At 55.6% G+C, this 19853-nt stretch carries 15 protein-coding genes and 1 pseudogene; 8 read left to right on the top strand and 8 right to left on the bottom strand.

The genetic code is table 11. The features are described from left to right. Nucleotides 1–637 precede the first annotated feature (637 nt). Both I6J23_RS02980 and I6J23_RS02985 read left to right on the top strand, forming a co-directional pair. Nucleotides 638–1006, top strand: coding sequence for a histone-like nucleoid-structuring protein Lsr2 (locus tag I6J23_RS02980; RefSeq protein ID WP_012730789.1), 369 nt, complete (start codon nt 638–640; stop codon nt 1004–1006). Between the two features lie 121 nt (nt 1007–1127). Further along, the gene (locus I6J23_RS02985; protein WP_204582467.1) at nt 1128–1784 is read left to right on the top strand and encodes a DUF2020 domain-containing protein; all 657 of its coding nucleotides are present in this window, start codon (nt 1128–1130) and stop codon (nt 1782–1784) included. Nucleotides 1785–1788: 4 nt separating this feature from the next. Here I6J23_RS02985 and yidC read toward each other — a convergent pair whose 3' ends face one another. Next, nucleotides 1789–3144 carry a membrane protein insertase YidC gene (yidC, locus tag I6J23_RS02990; RefSeq protein WP_204582468.1) on the bottom strand — a complete coding sequence of 452 codons (1356 nt, stop codon included), beginning with the start codon at nt 3142–3144 and terminating at the stop codon, nt 1789–1791. 269 nt (nt 3145–3413) lie between these two features. Between yidC and I6J23_RS02995 the strand changes: the two genes are divergently transcribed. Beyond that, nucleotides 3414–4358 carry a class E sortase gene (locus tag I6J23_RS02995; RefSeq protein ID WP_204582469.1) on the top strand — a complete coding sequence of 315 codons (945 nt, stop codon included), beginning with the start codon at nt 3414–3416 and terminating at the stop codon, nt 4356–4358. Nucleotides 4359–4427: 69 nt separating this feature from the next. Further along, the gene (locus tag I6J23_RS03000) at nt 4428–4580 is read left to right on the top strand and encodes a hypothetical protein (protein WP_204582470.1); all 153 of its coding nucleotides are present in this window, start codon (nt 4428–4430) and stop codon (nt 4578–4580) included. A gap of 70 nt (nt 4581–4650) precedes the next feature. Here the strand turns inward: I6J23_RS03000 and I6J23_RS03005 are convergent, their stop codons facing one another. From I6J23_RS03005 to I6J23_RS03015, 3 genes are all read right to left on the bottom strand, one after another. Beyond that, nucleotides 4651–5271 carry a TetR/AcrR family transcriptional regulator gene (locus I6J23_RS03005; RefSeq protein ID WP_204582471.1) on the bottom strand — a complete coding sequence of 207 codons (621 nt, stop codon included), beginning with the start codon at nt 5269–5271 and terminating at the stop codon, nt 4651–4653. Nucleotides 5272–5547: 276 nt separating this feature from the next. Then, a complete protein-coding gene (locus tag I6J23_RS03010) occupies nt 5548–6447 on the bottom strand; it encodes a universal stress protein (RefSeq protein WP_204582472.1) in 900 nt (299 codons plus the stop codon). Between the two features lie 309 nt (nt 6448–6756). Continuing rightward, nucleotides 6757–7878, bottom strand: a complete 1122-nt coding sequence (locus tag I6J23_RS03015) for an LLM class flavin-dependent oxidoreductase (RefSeq protein WP_204582473.1) — start codon at nt 7876–7878, stop codon at nt 6757–6759. 246 nt (nt 7879–8124) lie between these two features. Here I6J23_RS03015 and I6J23_RS03020 point away from each other — a divergent pair, with 246 nt between their 5' ends. The 4 genes from I6J23_RS03020 to I6J23_RS03035 are packed head-to-tail and all read left to right on the top strand — an operon-like array spanning nt 8125 to nt 14991. Then, on the top strand, nt 8125–9207 hold the full coding sequence (locus tag I6J23_RS03020; RefSeq protein WP_239454967.1) for a pseudouridine synthase: 1083 nt from the start codon (nt 8125–8127) through the stop codon (nt 9205–9207). Nucleotides 9208–9259: 52 nt separating this feature from the next. Further along, nucleotides 9260–11548, top strand: coding sequence for a hypothetical protein (locus I6J23_RS03025; protein ID WP_204582474.1), 2289 nt, complete (start codon nt 9260–9262; stop codon nt 11546–11548). Between the two features lie 60 nt (nt 11549–11608). Next, nucleotides 11609–12376: an ABC transporter ATP-binding protein gene (locus I6J23_RS03030; RefSeq protein ID WP_204582475.1), complete on the top strand. Its 768-nt coding sequence runs from the start codon at nt 11609–11611 to the stop codon at nt 12374–12376. Continuing rightward, complete coding sequence (locus I6J23_RS03035; protein WP_204582476.1) at nt 12373–14991, top strand: ABC transporter permease; 2619 nt, start codon at nt 12373–12375, stop codon at nt 14989–14991. The genes I6J23_RS03030 and I6J23_RS03035 overlap by 4 nt, the downstream gene beginning before the upstream one ends. Nucleotides 14992–15594: 603 nt before the next feature. On the opposite strand, the gene I6J23_RS10665 is transcribed toward I6J23_RS03035, so the two are convergent. The 4 genes and pseudogenes from I6J23_RS10665 to I6J23_RS03055 form a co-directional block, all read right to left on the bottom strand. Further along, complete coding sequence (locus I6J23_RS10665) at nt 15595–15969, bottom strand: hypothetical protein (RefSeq protein ID WP_239454968.1); 375 nt, start codon at nt 15967–15969, stop codon at nt 15595–15597. Nucleotides 15970–16022: 53 nt separating this feature from the next. Continuing rightward, entirely contained in the window at nt 16023–17699 is a 1677-nt protein-coding gene (locus I6J23_RS03045; protein WP_239455025.1) for a dipeptide ABC transporter ATP-binding protein, read from the bottom strand. A 119-nt stretch (nt 17700–17818) separates the two neighbouring features. Then, nucleotides 17819–18882: pseudogene (locus I6J23_RS03050) on the bottom strand (ABC transporter permease). After that, on the bottom strand, nt 18875–19801 hold the full coding sequence (locus I6J23_RS03055) for an ABC transporter permease (protein WP_204582477.1): 927 nt from the start codon (nt 19799–19801) through the stop codon (nt 18875–18877). Before I6J23_RS03055 ends, I6J23_RS03050 begins: the two are co-directional and overlap by 8 nt. Nucleotides 19802–19853: the final 52 nt, after the last annotated feature.

The raw sequence follows: 19853 nt of genomic DNA on the forward strand, positions 1-19853 counted from the left end.
CAATCACTCATTCCCACCTCCGCAGGGCTCTCCGTCCTGTGGGGGTTTCTTTGTGGGCACGATGTCGGACGGCCTCGTGGGGCTACTTTTCTATGACAACCTCTTTGCCTTCCTTATGTTTTACTGGCAGTTGAATCGGGATTTTGCCCACCAGATCAAAACACCCTGTGGAAAAGCGTAGTAAAAACTGATTCACAGTGGTGAGAAATCGTCTCAGGAATATCTGTTGGCACGCCATTAATAGTGTTCGGGACTGACTGAGTACTTTAAAAGAAGCTTTCCAATAAATAGAGAAATTAATGACGCACACGAGTAGACTTTCGCCGAATATATACGCATAATGGTGTAGCATATGGTGTTATCGGCATATGGTTACGGCCATTTGATGTCATCCATCTGATGTCATCGTGTCGTACGACGTCGCGTAACGGTGCTCAATCATGGTGTGTGATCATCCATCGCCATGGATTAGCATTCTGCACACGATTTACGCTACAACCGGCCTTAAAGCTCCACTCCTAAGCCAAGCGAATACTCATCCGGTGAATGGGGCTTTAAAAACAACGGTATGTAGTCGTAACGTCCACCGCGGCTAGGTTCTCTCACCATAAGAAAACATTGATATAAGGAGATAACAATGGCACGTCGATACGTTCCACAGATTTTTGATGACTTAGACGGCACCGAACTTACCGAGTCCGACGCGACAGAAATTCACTTCAGCGTTGACGGCACTGCATACATGCTGGAGGTCTCGGAAGACAACGCCCGTAAATTCCACGAGGCCTTAGAGCCCTTCATTTCCTCTGCGACAAAGGAAAGTGGCCGCGGACGCCGTCGTTCCTCTTACCGCAACAATGTTTCGTCGGAGGCTACCAAGGCTCGCAACCGCGCAATTCGTAAGTGGGCCAATGAGAATGGCTATCACGTTGCACCGCGTGGCCAGATTAAGAAAGAAATCATCGAAGCTTACGATCGCGCTCACCCGGTGAACAAGGATTCCTAAACCGAAACATTCCGTTCCCGGTTATCACGATCCTGCCCGCGATGGATACCGCACACTGCGGTGTTCATCGCTTTTTTCACGACATATCGACCACAACACAGGCAAGAACCACAATCGACGTATGAAACGACACTTCCCACGCCACACGGGCTCCCGTGTGGGCATCTGGACCGTTCTTACCGCCATCACTGCAGTTTCACTGGCTGCGTGTTCTAGCGACACGACGGGCGGATCGGAATCAGAAGGCTCTACATCCAGCTCTAACGCCTCCTCAGCCGACGTGGCCGCCGATGGCCTCCCCATCGATGCCCGCCCCTCCTCTGGCGCTTCGGATTCGACGCCGTGCCCGTACTTGACCAACCAGGACATGGCGGACCTGAACGGCCAACGCGTCACCGGAGTGTCCGTCGATAAGCGGTTTAATCCCCCAGCCTGCCAATGGCTCTCTTATGGAAATACGCCTCAAGCGCAAACAATCATTCGGACGGCTAAAAACGAACAAGCCGCTATCGATATGATCAGCACCGCTATTACTCATCCGGGAACAACCGATGACGCAGCAACAATTACAAAGAATTCAGACAATTCCGTCAGTGGTGGCGACGTTGAACACACCAACCAACCGACGGGGTGGGAAGGTTATCGCGCTCAAGCGGAAAATGCGGCAGTCTATGCAATTCGCAAAGGGCCAGTGGTCGTTATTGTTCACTCCGATCAAACTCAGACGGTGAAGACACAAAAGATCGCCGAAGCGGTGATCCAGCAATTACAGCTCTGATCAATCAGTCGCAATCTCTTCGCGCAACACCCCAGTTTGAATACGAAGGACCACGGCGCTTCGCTGGCTTTTTAGCAGTATGCGCCACTTGTTGTGGCACCATTGCCCCATGCGTCTGGGCCGCAATGATCTTCTTCCTCTTCTCGTCACGTTCTGGGGCAGATGCCGTCTCTTTCAGAGCGTGCCGGCCAGTCTCAATCGCTTTAATCTGAGGTCTATTCGCACGCGCTGCTGCCGCGGCCGCGGCTTGACGAGCTTGCCTATCGGCCTCACGATCAGCTGCTCTCTTCTCCCTCTTTTCCCGCTTCTTATCCAGCTTCGCCTGTTTTTTCTCCTGCTTATATGCCTTTTTCTCTCGGTGACCTTCCAACCATAGGGCTGGGATTTGCCACGGACGTATCAGACCCCTCCCCCGACGGCGCCACTTGTTTCGCTTCAGTGTCCGCTTTTTCTCTTTCTTAGCGTGCTTTTCTTCATCATGCTCGGCCTTCGTCCGTGCATAATGTTCACGAAATTCCTGAGTATAGGGAAACCTTTTATCAATTGTTCGGTAGAGCAAAATGTTTTGGCTCATCGTCCATAAGTTATTCCCCACCCAGTAGAACAATATGGCCACAGGAACCGGACTCGTCAGGCCGAATAACAAGGGGCTAGCACTACCCATGACCGCCATAGGAATGATGATTTTCTGCATCCTCACAGCAATGGGATTATCATGCTCCAACTGACGATAACTGCGGTACGTCGAATACGACATGTTAATCGTCGTAAAAGTCGAGGCAATAAGAACCAACGGTATAGCCAAGGTATAAATAGTTGATTTGTCCGTGCCCATTTCCTGTAAACGCGACGAGGCCATAGCCGCGTACGCCGGCAAAGGGACACCAAAAGCCTTAGCTTGAAGAAATTGCCCAACATCTTGGCTGGTTAAAAACCCAATGGGCTGGTGCTGCGCAGCCCCGAGACCACCCTTAGGTCGAGCCATATGAATCAATACTCGGTATAAACCCAAGAAGAAGGGCAACTGGATAAGAACCGGTAAACACCCCGCGCTAAGCCGATAACCAGCATCTTTTCGCGCCTTCTGTTCCTTGGCTATACGTTCCTTCCTAGCCGCAGTTCCTGGCTTATCTTTATACTCTTCCCTAATTTGATTAATAACCGGACGCAGATTCACTTGGATGCGGGTCGACTTATATTGGGCATACGCAAAGGGAAGCAGAATAAGACGAACGGTCATTACTAACAAAAACAAGGAAGCGATCCATGACGAAATCGGATCTGCACCTAGAGCCGTGAGAAGCACATGCCACAGTTTGATCACTCCCGAAACCGGATACGCGAAAAGACTGTAGATCATGCACTACCTCTCAAATAATCTGCCTGAGGGCCACGACAATTCCTGAACCGCTCCTATCAACTAGTCAGGAACACCACCATAAGACAATAGCGTTCCAGCGAGAGCGTTCCTACCTTGGAAGGAATATCAGTCGCCTCAGGGTCCGAGCGTGACAAGGCCCGAGCGTGACAGGACACCAGACGGTAAAGGATCTCCTGCGCTATCGGAGCACATATCCTGCGCCCAACGATTTTCGCAGAAGTGCTTCTATCTGCCGTACACTGCCGTCTATGGCTCGCCATCGTAAGGACACAGTCACGTCTCCGGTTTCGCCCGGCGATCTTTCCGCGCAGAATTCCGGCCCTGCCGATACTAGGGCTACCCATGCCAGCGCTGACACAACCCCATCCACGGATAACGTCACGACTTCGCCGAGCGGATCGGTATCGGCCGGCCCCGACCAACGTCAGACGAGCACGGCGTCGAAAATTTTAGGTATCAGTGGAGAACTCATCCTTACACTTGGCATCGTCATTATGCTGTTCGTCGTCTACGAAGCCTACTGGACCAACATCCAATCCGATCATGAACAGTCGCAAGCCAAAAGTCAGCTCGACGACAAATGGGCCGATGCCCGCAACACTATGAACGCCGACGAAGGTGAGGCCATGGGAAAGCTACGCATCCCCACATTCGGTTCGGATTGGAACTACGCCATTATCCAAGGGACGTCTGCCAGCGATCTCAGCCGCGGCCCCGGGCACTACACACGAACGCAAAACCCCGGGGACAAAGGAAACTTTGCGCTCGCTGGGCACCGTGTTGGCCGTGGCGCTCCTTTTAATGACCTGGGATACCTCAAAACCTGCGATTCCATTGTCGTCGAAACCCGTGAGTCCTGGTACGTGTATCGCGTCCTTCCTATCGACGAAAAAGGCGCAGACCGTGAACAAGCCCTGGCACACTGCACATCGCCGACGCTAGCTAAACAGGCAACGTCAGGCGATTACGCATCTGTTCGTGGGCGCTACATCACGACTCCGAGCAATATCAGCACAATCGCTTCCGTTCCTGGGCACGAGGACTCCACCCCCGAGTCCTCTGAGCTGTCCATCATCACGCTGACCACGTGCCATCCGCAGTTCTCCAATGCGGAGCGCATGGTGATTCACGCCGTCCTTGACCGCGTCGAAGCGAAAGACGGAAACAAAACACCAGTCGAACTAAAAAACTAAGGGGCCACAGCCCCACGGTGAAGAGGTGCTTAAATCACCTCACTGCGAGCACATTAAGGAGAACACCACATGTACGCATGGATTTGGCGGCACCTCCCCGGCCCCACCTGGTTTCGCGTGATCGAGGCACTAGTGCTCATCGCGGCAATAGTGCTGATCCTGATGCAGGTGGTGTTCCCTGTGGTCAGTGACTGGATGCCGTATAACGACGTGCGCGTGTAGGCAAGTACATAAAGCGCACGACGCGCGCCACACACAGACGAATTCCATATATAGATCTACATGTATGGGTCTAAATGACGTAATTGCCCGGGGGCGCAGATAACAGCTGCCGCGCCAGTTCCCGAGCAATTTGAAGCGGGACGACGTCACGGCTCATCTTCGCCCCTGCTAGGCCCCCATCCAAAAACACCATGATCTGTTCCGCGATGGTCCGGGACGCATAGCCATACTTCTTGGTCAGAAGCTCCGCCATCGTGTCGCGGCACCACCGTCGGTGCTCTAATGCTGCTTGGCGAATTCCCCGTTCCCCATCATTTTCTGGGCGCGGATATTCACTCGCTGCGTTCTGGAAATGGGATCCCCGATAATTCTTCCCCGGCTCCTCACTAATACAGATGTCGAAAAAAGCCAGAATCTTGTCTTGCGGCTTATCGCGCTGATCTGCCAGTTCATGCCAGCTCGCTCGCCATTGTTCGTCAAGCTGCTCTAAACAAGCAATAACTAAGTTATCTTTGGATCCAAACAAAGAATATAAGCTGGCCTTTGCGACGTCGGCTTCGCGGAGAATACGGTCAATCCCGATAACCCGGATACCCTCAGTAGTGAATAGACGCGTGGCGGCTTTAAGCAATCGCTGACGAGGACTCGGTCGATCCCGGCGACGACGAGTCGTTGTTTTTGCAGCTGGCACCTCGCCGTCACTCTCCTTGTCTACTGGTGTCTAGGGGCGTATAGCCCGATGGCCTACGAGTAAGGATCCTGATGGCATCTACATCCATCAACCGAACAACTTACTACTTAACGTGTTCCCAAAGCCACACGACACCGGAACTGAGGCAGCAATCCCGCTGTATGCGCCGGGGCGCCATTCAGCCACACCGTCCAGCCACGCAAGACAGCCGCGCGGTGCAGCTACCCAAAACAGTCACGCAACGAGTTGAGCGTCGCCAGTGCCTACATGTCGCGCCTACACTCTGCTTTCCGGTCGGACGACCATCAGCGGGCATGGGGCTTCTTGTAGCAACGCGCGTGACGTCGATCCCAACAACATACCGCGGAACCCACCACGGCCATGGGAACCAACGACGAGCAATTGTGCATCCTCAGATGCATCGGCAAGTGCCCGAACCGGACGGTCGCGAGTAATAATCTGCTCAACCTCCACATCAGGGTACTTATCTTTATAACCGCTGACCCGTTCAGCGAGCAGCCGCTTTTGATCTTCTTCAATCTCTTCCCATTGCTTCTGAGCTGCATTTAACCCAGCAAGGGAAGCCTGAACCTGCATATCAATCCACGTGTGAACCGCGCGTAGCGGGGCCTTACGGGCACTGGCCTCTGCGAACGCCATTTCGATTGCTTTTTCAGCAACCCCGGTACCGTCAACTCCGACGACAACGGGGCCGTACTTCGTTGCCGTCGATACGTCGGATTCCTCACGCACGACCACCACGGGGCATTTCGCATGGCTCACTACGGCGGCTGAGACAGAGCCCATGACCATACCCGAAAAACCGCCCAAGCCACGCGAACCCATGACAATCATGGTGACGTCCTGGGAGATATCGAGCAGCATATCAATGGGGTTGCCCTCTTCCACCTGATAGCTGACCTCAACGGACTCGTCGAAATCTGCAATGATCTTGCGTGCGGTATCAATTTTCTCCATGGCCTCTGCTTCGAGGTCATCGTAGAGTTCCTGCGGGGGAACCATGCCTTCCGCGTACAAAAATTGAGGCATGGAGTACGTACTGACCAGACGGATCGGTTCTTTCCGCTTCAGCGCGGTATTCGCAGCCCACCGAGTAGCCGTCTGAGAGGCGGCAGAGCCATCAACGGCAACAACAATAACGTTTTGCTTCACCATGACATCCCACTTTCGAGGTTACTCATGCGAGCGTTATTGCCCGCACAATACGTTGCGCTACTAAGGCGAAACTTGTTTCTGTGCAGTAATGTTGCTGCCGGCAAACCGATTATTACAGCCGACGGGCAACACCATTGCCACCTCTCACGGTACCCCCATACGGCACAGTGGTGTACCCCCAAGGTGCACGATGCCACCCCCGAAATGGAGCTGTTTTCAAGGAAAAGCCAGGACGGGGACACAGGTGTCAGGGACACAGCGCTCCGCGAGCTTCAGGGCGCATCTCCTATCACAAGCCACGGCCAGGCATCAGGACCTCAACGCTTCCCCCAGCATCTCAATCGCCCTCACCCGGTCCTCCACGTCAAAGGCATAAATAGAAGCAATAACGCCTTGTGCTCCCGTCGCCTGAACAATGCGAGCAATCTTTCCCTTCACCTGATCAGGCGTTCCCACGGCGTTTACCTGCAAGGCCGCATCCACCTGCTGCCATGCCATCACATTGCCGTCCCGCACGTCCTTCGGCGGCCTGAACAGCCCACGAGTCCCCGTCACAATCCCATAAAAGCTCTGCTCATGCGTCGTAAACAGATGGCGAGCTTTCTCTTCAGTCTCTGCCACCATCACATTGACACCCACAGTGACGTGAGGCTTACCCAACGACGATCCCGACACGGCACCACTCTGAGCAGGACCACTTCCGACGCCACCGCCGTCGACGCTATCGCCGTCGGCAGTGTCCCCATATGCTCCTGCAACGAAGTTATTGCGATACGTCTCGAGTGTCGTCGACAGCCGGAACGGAGCAAAATGGCTGGCAAACACGAACGGAAGACCCGCATGTGCCGCGATCATCGCACCATTTTCCGACGAACCCAGCATGAAGAATGGCACGTGGCTGCGTAATCCTGGAAAGGCATTGACGCGGTGCGCCATCGGCCCCATGTAGCGACGCAGCTCGGCTAGATCGCGCTCGAAATCTGGGACATCCGACTTTCCCCGACGCAAAGCCTGCGCCGTCATTGGATCAGTGCCTGGCGCACGTCCCAGCCCTAATTCGATCCGTCCCGGATAGAGGGCGTCTAAGGTGCCAAACTCCTCCGCAACGTGTAGAGGTGCGTGATTAGGTAGCATCACGCCGCCAGCGCCAACCGCAACGGAATGCGTTGCCGCCGCCACTTGCCCAATCATGATCGCTGTTGCCGACGACGCCAACGACTGCGAATTGTGATGCTCTGCTAGCCAAAAGCGGTCATAGCCGGCGCGTTCCGCCGCCTGAGCGGAACGGATCGTCGCGTGGAGAGCATCCGACATTGTCATTCCCTCACTCACCGGCACAAGGTCAAGAAGACCAAGTTCAATGGTGCTGAGATCACTGGTGCCGATATCGGACGACGACTGGCCTGATGATGGACTATCTGGGGTAACCATGAACACCTTCCCTGTGGTCGTAAATGTGCAGTTCTCACTGTCGAGATTCTTTGTTGTGTTTTTGCCTGTCGCTCTCAACGTTGCGGTCGCACTCGTGACAATCGCAGTCGTGACAGTCGCCCTCGTGACGGCCACACTTATCGCAGATGCGCGACTCCGCTCTACACCCCATAACAACGGTGACGGCCAATTCCGTCCATGATCCTCACTATTGGCCATCGCCGCGAGCCCTTTATGCTGGTCTGCATGGTTCGCGTTCTTGGAATTCGTGATGGGCTTAACCCTTCACATGCCCGTGTACCGGCAGATGCAGCGCCTATTACGGCCGATAATTTCCTCGAACACCTGATTTCCTCTCAACGGCACCGCCATCCCTCCGATACCGCGGACGCCCGTGCAGAACGATTCACTGCTGGGCATGTTCGCGATGGTAAAGGACGCGTCCTCACTCCCTCCGACCTACTCCAACCACATGATGAGATCTGGTTCTACCGCATGCCCGCCTACGAAACACCAGTTCCAGGGCATTGCACACCGCTGTTTTCATCACCGGGGATCCTCGTCGTCGACAAGCCCCCATTTTTAGCGACGATGCCGAGGGGCCGGCACATAACTGAAACAGCCACCGTCCGTCTTCGGCGTGCCACCGGCAATGACAACCTCGTTCCTGCTCACCGACTTGATCGCCCGACCTCTGGACTCCTTCTGTTCACCACTCATCCTCGATGTCGGGGGGCGTACCAAACGCTGTTCGCACGTCGGCAAGTCCGGAAAACATATCAGGCTATCGCCCCATACCACTCCGTTCTCGCGGAGAGCCATAACCCTTCTGAGATCGAGCACGTTACCATCGACTCCGGCACTATCAGCCTCGAGAACGACGGCATTCACGTCCACCAACGCATGGAAAAGACGCACGGTTTCATCCAGGCGCGACTCGAGCGCGGAGAACCCAATGCGGAGACCGTCATTTCGTCGGTTCGCATGTTGACCAGCCACGATGAACGCACACTCCGGGAGCGCTATCACGGTTGGTGTGGGGAACCACTACGTGACACCCCCTACGCTCTCTACACCATGCACCCTCTTTCGGGTAAAACGCATCAGCTGCGAATGTGCCTCAATTCTCTGGGAGTGCCCATTGTGGGCGACCAGGTCTATCCACGAATATTGCCGGAGGCCATCAATGCTCACCACCACGTCGATGAGGCATGGCATCAGCCTTTATGCCTACGATCCACACAATTGAGCTGGACTGATCCCAGCCTCCATCGGCCCATCACCGTGACGGCACCAGATCTGACTCACACACTGGGGCTGGGCGGATAACTGCGCCATTGTTGCGGCCAACTATGTCCGACCCAAGTGTTAGTATCCTGGCATGGCCACGAGGGATCCCGAACAACATTCATCCGGCACTGTTACCGCCGGATATGAGGGTGAAAAGAAGCCTGCCACAGATAAAGCAGCACAGTCCGTGAGCACGCGGCCCTCCGCTATTACCTCGTGGATGAGCGCACTCTCTGTCGCTGTGATCTTCGCTATCGGCGGGTGGCAGCGACGGTGGATGAGCGACGACGGACTCATCGTCCTGCGGACCGTTCGTAATCTTCTCGCTGGTAACGGCCCTGTTTTTAATGCGGGCGAACGCGTCGAGGCCAATACATCCGTTATGTGGCAATACATCATTTACGGCATTGCCACAGTCTCATCAGCGCGCCTAGAGACCATAGCTATCTACACAGGTCTGTTTTTCTCAGTCCTCGCGGTCACGATCGCTGCTATGGGTTCGGCTGCTCTTCACCGTTCCCCCGGGGTTCTGTTTGTTCCCTGTGGGCTACTGCTCTATATCTGTCTCCCGCCTGCGCGCGACTTCGCGACCTCGGGACTGGAATGGGGGCTCTCCATCTTCTGGATAGCTGTGCTGTGGTTCCTGATGGCGCACTGGGACGCCGCTCGTCACTGGGCATATCCAGGAAGCGGATCAGTAAGCAATTCCCGGAGCCACCAGGGGCGCCAGGGACACCTTCCCCGCTGGAGCTATGCCCTTGCATTCTGGGCCGGGTTGAGCTGGCTAGTCCGTCCCGAGTTAGCACTCTACGGAGCTGCCACCATCGTCGTCCTCCTTGTTATTCACCGACGCTGGACCATTCTCGCGTGGGCAGTTCCGCTTCCCTTTCTCTACGAGATTTTTCGGGCAGGCTATTACGGCCTATTGGTCCCCAACACTGCGATTGCGAAATCGGCCTCCGGCTCCGACTGGAAACAGGGCTGGCGCTATGTCCTCGATTTCGCTAACCCGTATTGGCTATGGCTCATTATTCCTATTGCGATCATCGTCGGTATCGCACTGTTCCGGGTCGACGGACGCCACGCCCCACTCCCTGTCATCATCATGGTGTCGTGCGGGGTACTACATGTGCTATACATCATCAGAATCGGTGGTGATTTCATGCACGGACGCATGTGCCTTCTCCCATTGTTCGCCCTGGTCATGCCCATCGCTGTTGTCCCCATCCGCTACGCCTCTGCATCATCCAAACGAACGCAATCAGCGACGTGGGACGGGAGCTCGCGGCACAATCATCACGGCCGTCTCCTCGTGGCACAACAACCGCTGGCGACGTCGGCAATCATCATCATTGCAGGATGCGCAAGCATGGGAATATGGGGAATTGTCCGTCTATGCGCCGGCCACCCCTTTACCCAGCCGACTACAGTCGCAGATTTTAAGCACCTCGATATAGTAGATGAACGCGAATTCTGGACTGCCTTCACAGGGCACTCAGCGCATGACCCGCTCACCAAAGCGGAAGATTTCTTGGCTGCCCCCACGATGATCAACTACACGGCCTCGCTCGAAGGGTCTATTCCCCACTTAGAAAACTCTACTCATAGCGAAAACCCAGATAAGGGTGTAACTCCCGAAGGCTTCCACGTCCAGCCCCTTGCATCTATCCCCACCCACCCGTACAAAGACATACGATCCGTCTGGACTCCCCTCCCCAACTTCACCAGCCCTGAACAGAAGCAAGCGTTGTCGAAATTTGGCAAAAAGTCATCACGCGTCGATGCCACCACAAGTCACTCCGACGACGACCTCCGCACGGCAAGCGGGCTAGATAACAGCCCCGTCACGGTCTCCTACATCAACCTCGGGATGACCAGCATGAACGCGCCACTTGACGTCCGAGTGGTCGACCCCATGGGGTTGGCGAACCCACTCGCTGCCCGCCAATCGCGACAAGCCAACGCGCGCATCGGCCACGACAAATCACTACCCTTGTATTGGCAACTGGCCGACACTGCGGTTCCGGTGACTGACACGCCATTTTGGGAGAGCGAAAAGAAGGTCCACGCCGCGCGAATCGCGCTCCATGATTCCGACTTTGTCTCACTATTCGAGGCATACCGCTCACCAATGTCACTATCCCGGTTCGTGAAAAACATCGGATTCGCCCTAACCCAAGGACATTCACTCACGTTCTCGTCGAAACCCAGTGACTACACCACAAACACCACCACAGAGGACACACAACCCAATTCCGTCCCCGTCATTCAATGGGGGCACAGAACCAAACTCGACAGCGGACAACGCTTACCCCGTTCTCTACACCCTGATTACATCCCGCCCGCCACAACTGTCTTCCGCGACGCAATGACAACCTGACAACGCCACACCCCTGCCCATACGCTCGCACAACCACAACACATATCCTTAGGCTTATAAATGTCTTCCACTCCAGCCGACGCCAACGTCCCGATAGCCCGCGCAGATGCCATCTCCAAGTACTACGGCAAAGGCGACACCCGCGTCACTGCACTTGATTCCGTCTCCGTCGAATTCCGAACCGGAGAATTCACCGCCATCATGGGCCCCTCCGGATCCGGAAAATCCACACTCATGCACTGCATGGCCGGGCTCGACTCTGTTAGCGAAGGCTCCACCTTCGTCGGCGATACAGACCTCTCCACTCTGAACGACAAACAACTCACCCGGCTCCGACGCGACCGCATTGGCTTCGTCTTCCAGTCCTTCAATCTGGTCCCGACACTCACTGCCTCAGAGAACATCACTCTGCCCATGAACATCGGTGGCCACCGCGTCGACAAGGAATGGTTCACACACATCGTCACGGCATTCGGCCTCACCTCGCGTCTCGACCACCGGCCCTCCGAACTCTCCGGCGGGCAGCAACAACGCGTTGCCTGTGCCCGCGCACTCATCGGCCGGCCCGACATTATCTTCGGCGACGAACCCACCGGCAATCTCGATTCCAACTCGTCCACCGAGGTTCTGACCACCCTCCGATCCGTCGTCGACGAGTACAACCAAACGGTTGTCATCGTTACCCACGATCCCCGAGCGGCCTCCTACGCGGACCGAGTGATCTTCCTCACCGACGGGCATATCGTCGATGAACTCACCAACCCAACCACCGAATCCATCCTCACCACCATGGCCACCATCGATAATCCAGATAACCAGGCCTCATGAACACACCAGCCACGCCCAACAATCAGCTGCGCCACCATCCCATGTGGACGCTCTCCTTTCGAAACCTCCGTGCGCACAAGGTTCGGCTCGCCCTCACCGTCCTCGCGGTCATCCTCGGTACGGCGTTCGTCTCTGGATCGTTCATTTTCACCGCCACACTGAATAAAGCGTTCACCGAGATCGTCACCACCATGTACGACGGCGTGGACATCGCCGTCAAACCCGGCGAGGCCACCGATTTCGCACACCAGCGTGACACCATCAACAACATTCCCGGTGTCCGTGCCACCAACGAAATGACCGACATGAATGTCGCCGTCGCCCATGACGATGGCACCATGATCGACACCGGCGGAGCAACAGCACAAATCCTCCCCAACTATCCCGGCGACGACCAAGCCAATACCGCGTGGTCCATTACCGAAGGACACGCACCTACCAAGTCAGGGGAAGCCACTCTCAACAGCAACGCAGCCGAGAAAAACAACATTTCGCTCGGTGACCACCTCATCGTCGCCACACCCACAATGCGTACCGACGTCACCATCGTCGGTTTCTATACCACGTCGACCAACTTCGGCGGATGGGCGGGCGTCGCTCTGAACCCCGACCAATTCCGCGAACTCGCCGGCACCAGCATCAGCTCCTACAACGTCGCTATCACACCCGGCGCGGATAAACAGCAGGTCATGGCGGCCATCTCCAGCACTGTGCCCGGGAGCACAGTCCAAACCGGCGAGGACGCATCCAAAGAGATGACGTCGAGTATTTCTAACCAGTTGACCTTCATCAACTACTTCCTTCTGGCGTTCGGGGCGATCGGCCTGATCGTCGGCACGTTCATCATTGCGAACACGTTTTCCATGATTGTGGCGCAACGAATCCGTGAGTTCTCTCTACTACGTTCACTGGGTGCGTCGCGTGGACAAATCACGCGCTCTGTGCTCATCGAAGCCCTGATCGTCGGCATTATCGGGTCACTCATCGGCATCGCTGTCGGATTTGGGCTCGTTCATCTTCTTGTTGCGGGGCTCAGCAAAACAGGTCTGGACATGCCCGATTCGTCGATACCTCTCACGTGGCAATCGATTGTGTGGCCACTGGTTATTGGCATCATTGTCACACTGGTGAGCGCGTGGGCGCCCGCCTGGCGGGCGGGCTCCACCCGACCTGTCGAATCGATGAATGCCGCGACGCAATCCGCCCCCTTGCTCCGCCGGACCCTCACCGGGCTCGTCGTCCTTGGTGGGGGCGCAGCCCTCGCGTGGTGGGGAAGCTACGCCGACGACTTCACAACACGTCACCGCATGATCATCCTCGGTGTCGGAGCCGTGGCCATCATCGTGGGTACCCTCGCCGTCTCCGCAGCGCTCTCCCTCCCGCTTGTCAGTGGAATAGGACGCATCCTCGGACTGCCCTGGCGCTCCGTCGGTAAGCTCGCGGCGACCAACTCGTCAAGAAACCCCCGTCGGACCGCTACTACTGCGTTTGCCCTCACCCTCGGACTCGCCCTCGTGAGTTCCGTCGGCATGATCGGTGCCTCCATGAAAAGCACCGTATCGGACCTTGTTGACAATGAACTCACAGCGGACCTTGTTGCAACACCACCCGGAGCGGCCACAGGGAGTATGTTTTCTCTCCCCGGAGGTGTGAACAAGGAGATCGCATCTGTTGATGGTGTCACCGGGGTTGCCCCCTTCTACACCCTGGCCAATGCCACACTCCGAGGAGACGACACGAACCGTGGCTATGTGATCTTCACCCCCGACAATCCACACAACTACATCGATCTCAACATGAAAAAAGGGAGCGAGGACCTCTCCCGCGGCGGAACTATTATTCACGCCAGCTTTGCTAAGAAGCACGGCCTCCACGTGGGCGACACCGTCGACATCGACGCGCTTACGGCCACCAGCTCTGAGTCTACCGGCGGGCTTATACCCCAAGGGGGAGCGCCCGCCGACGCACACGCCACCTCCACCGTCATCGGGATCATGGACAGCAAACTTTTCCCCACCGCGCTGGTGTCACAGCAGGATATCGATAAGATCAGTCCTGATAAACACACGTGGCGCAGTCTCATGACCACGATCCGAACCGACCACGCCATCGACGACACCACGATGCAGAAAAGGATCAAAGAGAAGGTCAAGCACTACGTCATTGTGCAAGTGCAAACACGGGACGAATTCAAAGGCCAGCAAGCACAACTCGTTAACCAACTTTTATCCATCCTCTATGGTCTGCTGGCACTATCGGTGGTCATCGCGATTATTGGAATCATCAATACGCTGGCGCTCAGCATTGTTGAACGTCGTCAAGAAATCGGGATGCTTCGTGCCGTGGGGATGGTGCGCGGGCAAGTACGCCGCATGATCACCCTCGAAAGCATCCAATTGTCCCTCTATGGTGCGATTATTGGGGTCATTATTGGGCTCTACATCGGGTGGATGTTCATGAACGTAATGAAAACGCAAGGCATTACGCAAATTGTCATTCCGTGGGAACAGATCATCGCCATGCTCATCGCATCTGCCGTCGTTGGCATCATCGCTGCGGTCTGGCCTGGCATACGCGCCTCGCGCATTAGCCCACTCGACGCCATCGCCGATTAAAAAGGGAGCGAAAGTCATTGTGACGATGTTATTGAATCTCACAATAACTAATTAGTGATGAAACTCGGCGATGAATTCGACAGCAGAGGTTTCATTAGGGAAGTTTCACCCCGAGAGCCGAGTTTTGGCCCCCATTTGTCAACAAATATGTACAGGTCAATCAGGGGCATAACGATTGCCACTCATTAAGGTCATTGAGGAATGAATCTCTGTCATCACAGTAGATCTCAAAAGAAGAAGCTCTTATGCACCCTTTGTGAAGATCTTCTACTAAGACTGGGGGCTCTACCTCAAGCTTCACATTGACTTCACTCAGAACAGGGACCCTAAGGTGACCATTTTCATCTAATGTTATATCTCCTCCTTGTCCTGCGCTTATGGGTTTAGCGCTCCTCAAGTGTGACCACGGTATCTCACAAATAAGCCTTTTCCCGTATCGGATGACTACTCCCTGGTGAGTTATAAAGTGTGGTCTGTTCCGGACGGACACGTAAAAGCCAGACAGAAGAACGACAGCGTAAATACTGATAATGAGAAAAAGATATCGCCAAAAACTTTGAGAAACAGCCAGATGAACGACGATAATTTCTACGACACTCAGACCTAAAACCATAAAGACCAGAGTTCGAAGATTTTTATGGACGGTATAGACCCTGCTGCCATCGTGAGTACCACTAAGGGGCCTAAAGATACTGGGGCAGAAACAAGGTAGCCAACCTCTGAGACAAGTAGCGCTAACGCTTTACGGGGTACCCCAAATCTCCGGGCCGTCGTAGGAAGCGACGCTGCCCACGCGCCTTGACTGTTGCGATAATCCCGCCACATACCCCCATAAAGCAACGAGAGCGCTACGCCAACCAAGCCAATGGGGACGAGCGCCCACCAGCTCGCCAAGCCCACCCCCGTATTGACGAGAACGAGTACTGCTATCTCGGAAATGAGAGCACCCGCAACAAGCACTCTGAAAGCTGCCTTCATTTACCCCCCCCCCACTACAAGGCAGGTACATGACCAAAGAAAAGCCGCACCCGCTACGCACCGCCCAGGTCGATACTCCCGCCCGGGATCGAATCAATCAGGCTACGCGTGTACTCCTCACGCGGATGGTCGAACAGCTCATCCGTCGTTCCGCGCTCCACCAGACGCCCCTGGCGCATCACCAGCACGTCGTCGGCAATCTGCTTCACCACCGCAAGATCATGGGTGATGAACAAATAGCTCAATCCCATCTCTGCCTGCAGCTCATTCAATAGGTTCAGGATCTGCGATTGCACCAGCACGTCCAGGGCAGACACCGCCTCATCGCAGATGACGACATCGGGATCCAGGGCCAATGCGCGCGCAATTGCAACGCGCTGCCGCTGACCACCCGATAGTTCCGACGGGAACCTGTGCATCATCGCCGCCGGCATGGCCACACGGTCCAACAATTCGCGAACCTTCTTTTCGCGGCTCGCACGATTCCCAATCTTGTGAATCTTCAGCGGCTCCGCGATCGTGTTGAATACCGAATACATCGGATCAATCGACCCAAACGGGTTCTGAAAAATAGGCTGCACCCTGCGTCGGAAAGCAAGCTCTTGCTTTCGGTTCAAAGCGGTGACATCGCGCCCATTAAACGTGACCGAACCCCGCGTCGGCTGCAGCAGGCCGAGGATCATCTTCGCCACGGTGGACTTGCCTGAACCAGACTCCCCCACCAGCGCCGTTGTGGTCCCGCGCCGGATGTAGAAATTCACATCCGCAGCGGCCGTGAACATGCTCTTCTTCCACGGCGGGCCACCCGGGATCGGAAAGTCCTTCCCCAGGTCGTGGACTTCGATAATGTGCTCGACGTCGCCATCCTGCGCCGCGTGCGGCCCCGTGGTGCGCTCATGGGCCCGTTCTTCGGCCTCGTGAGCCACTTTTTCACGCTGTTCGATGACGTCATGCCGCCGCGCCCGCAACGAGGGAGCCGCCCCCACCAGCTTCTGCGTGTAGGGGTGCCGGGGATCTTGAAGAATCTCCAGCGCAGGGCCAGACTCCACAACGCGACCCTGGCTCATCACGACGATCCGATCCGCACGCTCGGCGGCCAAACCGAGGTCGTGCGTAATCAGCATTACCGCTGTCCCCAGTTCATGGGTCAGCGAATCCAGGTGATCCAAAATGTGCCGCTGCACCGTGACATCCAGTGCCGACGTCGGTTCGTCAGCAATGAGTAATTTCGGGCGTGCCGCCAAACCGATCGCAATCAACGCGCGTTGGCGCATACCACCCGAATACTCGTGCGGGTACTGGTTCACGCGCTTGTTAGCGTCGGGAAGTCCAGCTTCGGAAAGCAGCTCGACAGCCCGCTTGTGGGCAGCGGACCCCGTCGCGACGTTGTTGGCCTTCAAGGCCTCCTTGACTTGAAAACCTACTTTCCACACGGGGTTCAAGTTCGACATGGGGTCTTGTGGGACTAAACCGATTTCCGCACCGCGGAGGGCCGCGAGTTCTTTAGGAGACGCGTGTGTGATATCCCGGTCGTCAAAGGTGATGGCCCCACCTGTGACATGGCCCCCACCGGGAAGCAAACCAATGATGGAATGCGCAGTGGTGGACTTACCAGACCCGGATTCACCGACGATCGCGACAGTTTCCCCGGGGTAAATGTCGAGGTTAACGCCAAATACCGTTGGTATTGGGTGCTTCTTACCTCCAAAGGCGATATCAACGTCGCGCATGTGCAACAGTGGGCGAGTATCATCGCTGGAATTTTGCTTATCGACGGTGTGCCCGCCTTGGTCCGACCTGGTTGCGTCCTCGGATGAAGGCGGACGGTGCGCGGAATGTGGAATCGATGTCATGAGGCCGTACGCTCCTTCGGGTCGAGGGCATCTTTTAACGCATCGCCCAGCATGATGAAGCCCAGCACTGTGATGGCCAGCGCGCCGGCTGGGTAAAACAACGTTGCCGGTGCTGCGCGGAGTGTATTTTGTGCTGTGGAGATGTCGTTACCCCACGACACGGTTTCTGGTGGTAAGCCGATGCCTAGGTAAGACAGTGTTGCCTCCGCCACGATGTAGATCCCCAGCGATGTCGTTGCCATCACAATGATGGGCGCGAGGCAGTTCGGAATGATGTGGCGCAGCAGAATCTTCCACTGCGATAGGCCTAACGCGCGTGAAGCCATCACATAGTCATTGTTTTTTACCGTCATCACGGCTCCGCGCACGATGCGCGCCATTTGCGGCCAACCGAAGGCGGAGAGAACGAGGATCACGGTGAACGTATTGCGTTCACTGAACAGCTGCATGAGAACGATGCCGGCCAGGATAAGCGGTATCGCGAAGAAAATGTCGGTCAGCCGGGAGAGCACTGCGTCCAGCCAACCACCGACATAACCGGCAACCGCGCCGATGATGGTTCCAAGAATCGTGATGACAACTGTGACGGACACGCCTGTCACGACCGAGGCACGCGCACCATACAGCGTGCGGGAGTACACGTCATAGCCCTGTCGAGTGAAACCAAAGGGGTGGGATGCTTGAGGACCTTCCAGGGACTTGTCTAAGTCGGCAAATTTCGGATCAGTGGAGGTGAAAAGTCCTGGGAAAAGGTAACCAACAATACCGCAAATATAATCACTACCGATACCCAGAATAGTGGACGACGGCGTAATCGAGACCAGGCTTCCGACCATGTGCTGAGCGGTTTTTTATCCTCCAAAAGCTCGTCGCGCGATGGCTGGTCTACAGCAACGGTTTCAGCTACCCACCGCTCCGTTCGTGACGACGAGCCCAGTGCGGACTCGTGTTTGCCAGCCCCAGCCACTGCTAGGGGATGTGCTCCGCTCGGCGTCGATGTCTCTTTGTCTGCTCCTTGTGCTGCTGACCTGTGGGCGGGTGTGTTGGATGGGTTAGGCATAGCGGATCCTCGGGTCGAGAAGTGCGTAGAGCAGGTCAATAAGGAGATTCGATACGACGAAAATAATGACTAAGACCGTGACGACAGAGACAACGGTGGGGGCTTCACCCAGCATCACTGCGTGATAGACCAGGCCGCCAACGCCATTGATATTGAAGATGCCCTCTGTGACAATCGCCCCGCCCATGAGCGCTGCGAGGTCAGCGCCGATGAACGTCACGACGGGAATCATGGAATTCCGCAAGACATGGTGGAGAATGACCTTTGGTTTGCTCATTCCCCTGGCATACGCGGTGCGCACAAAGTCTCTCCCTAGGGCCTCAGCCACTTCTGATCGGGTCAAACGCAAGACGTAGGCGAAAGACACAAGCCCCAGCACGAATGCTGGCATCAAGAGGTGTTTAAAGTCGCCTTGCGCACCGACGGTGGCTGGCAGGACTCCCCATTTAATTCCGAATAGGAACTGCGCAACAAAGCCAATAACGAAGATTGGCACCGCGATAATGAATAGGGAGAGTACAAGGACAGTGGAGTCGAACAAACCGCCTTTTTTCAAACCCGCAAGGACGCCAAACCCAATGCCGAAGACGGTTTCAATGACGATTGCCATCAATGCCAAGCGAATCGTGACGGGGAAGGCATTTCCCAGAACAGTGCTAACGCTTTGCCCGGAGAACGTTTGCCCTAAATCACCAGTGAAAATCCCTTTCAGGTACAAGAGATATTGGATGATGAACGGTTGGTCTAAATGATATTGTGAGCGAATAGAGTGAACAATTTCTGGACTCAAGGGCTTATCTCCCGCTAATGCAGCGACGGGATCACCGGGGGTCAAGAAAACCATGGAGTAAATAAGAAATGTTGCTCCGAGAAAAACGGGCACCATCTGCAATAATCGTTTTCCGATATACCAAAGCATGAGGGGTCCTTATCGATATCATTCACTCGAGAATAAGTGGGAGGCTCTGTGA

This window comes from Corynebacterium kroppenstedtii (genome assembly GCF_016894245.1).
Lineage (GTDB): Bacteria > Actinomycetota > Actinomycetes > Mycobacteriales > Mycobacteriaceae > Corynebacterium.

Coding starts and splice junctions, on each gene's coding strand:
- I6J23_RS02980 (WP_012730789.1), top strand. CDS start 638: ATGGCACGTCGATACGTTCCACAGATTTTTGATGACTTAGACGGCACC.
- I6J23_RS02985 (WP_204582467.1), top strand. CDS start 1,128: ATGAAACGACACTTCCCACGCCACACGGGCTCCCGTGTGGGCATCTGG.
- yidC (WP_204582468.1), bottom strand. CDS start 3,144: ATGATCTACAGTCTTTTCGCGTATCCGGTTTCGGGAGTGATCAAACTG.
- I6J23_RS02995 (WP_204582469.1), top strand. CDS start 3,414: ATGGCTCGCCATCGTAAGGACACAGTCACGTCTCCGGTTTCGCCCGGC.
- I6J23_RS03000 (WP_204582470.1), top strand. CDS start 4,428: ATGTACGCATGGATTTGGCGGCACCTCCCCGGCCCCACCTGGTTTCGC.
- I6J23_RS03010 (WP_204582472.1), bottom strand. CDS start 6,447: ATGGTGAAGCAAAACGTTATTGTTGTTGCCGTTGATGGCTCTGCCGCC.
- I6J23_RS03015 (WP_204582473.1), bottom strand. CDS start 7,878: ATGGTTACCCCAGATAGTCCATCATCAGGCCAGTCGTCGTCCGATATC.
- I6J23_RS03020 (WP_239454967.1), top strand. CDS start 8,125: ATGGTTCGCGTTCTTGGAATTCGTGATGGGCTTAACCCTTCACATGCC.
- I6J23_RS03025 (WP_204582474.1), top strand. CDS start 9,260: ATGGCCACGAGGGATCCCGAACAACATTCATCCGGCACTGTTACCGCC.
- I6J23_RS03030 (WP_204582475.1), top strand. CDS start 11,609: ATGTCTTCCACTCCAGCCGACGCCAACGTCCCGATAGCCCGCGCAGAT.
- I6J23_RS03035 (WP_204582476.1), top strand. CDS start 12,373: ATGAACACACCAGCCACGCCCAACAATCAGCTGCGCCACCATCCCATG.
- I6J23_RS10665 (WP_239454968.1), bottom strand. CDS start 15,969: ATGAAGGCAGCTTTCAGAGTGCTTGTTGCGGGTGCTCTCATTTCCGAG.
- I6J23_RS03045 (WP_239455025.1), bottom strand. CDS start 17,699: ATGCGCGACGTTGATATCGCCTTTGGAGGTAAGAAGCACCCAATACCA.
- I6J23_RS03055 (WP_204582477.1), bottom strand. CDS start 19,801: ATGCTTTGGTATATCGGAAAACGATTATTGCAGATGGTGCCCGTTTTT.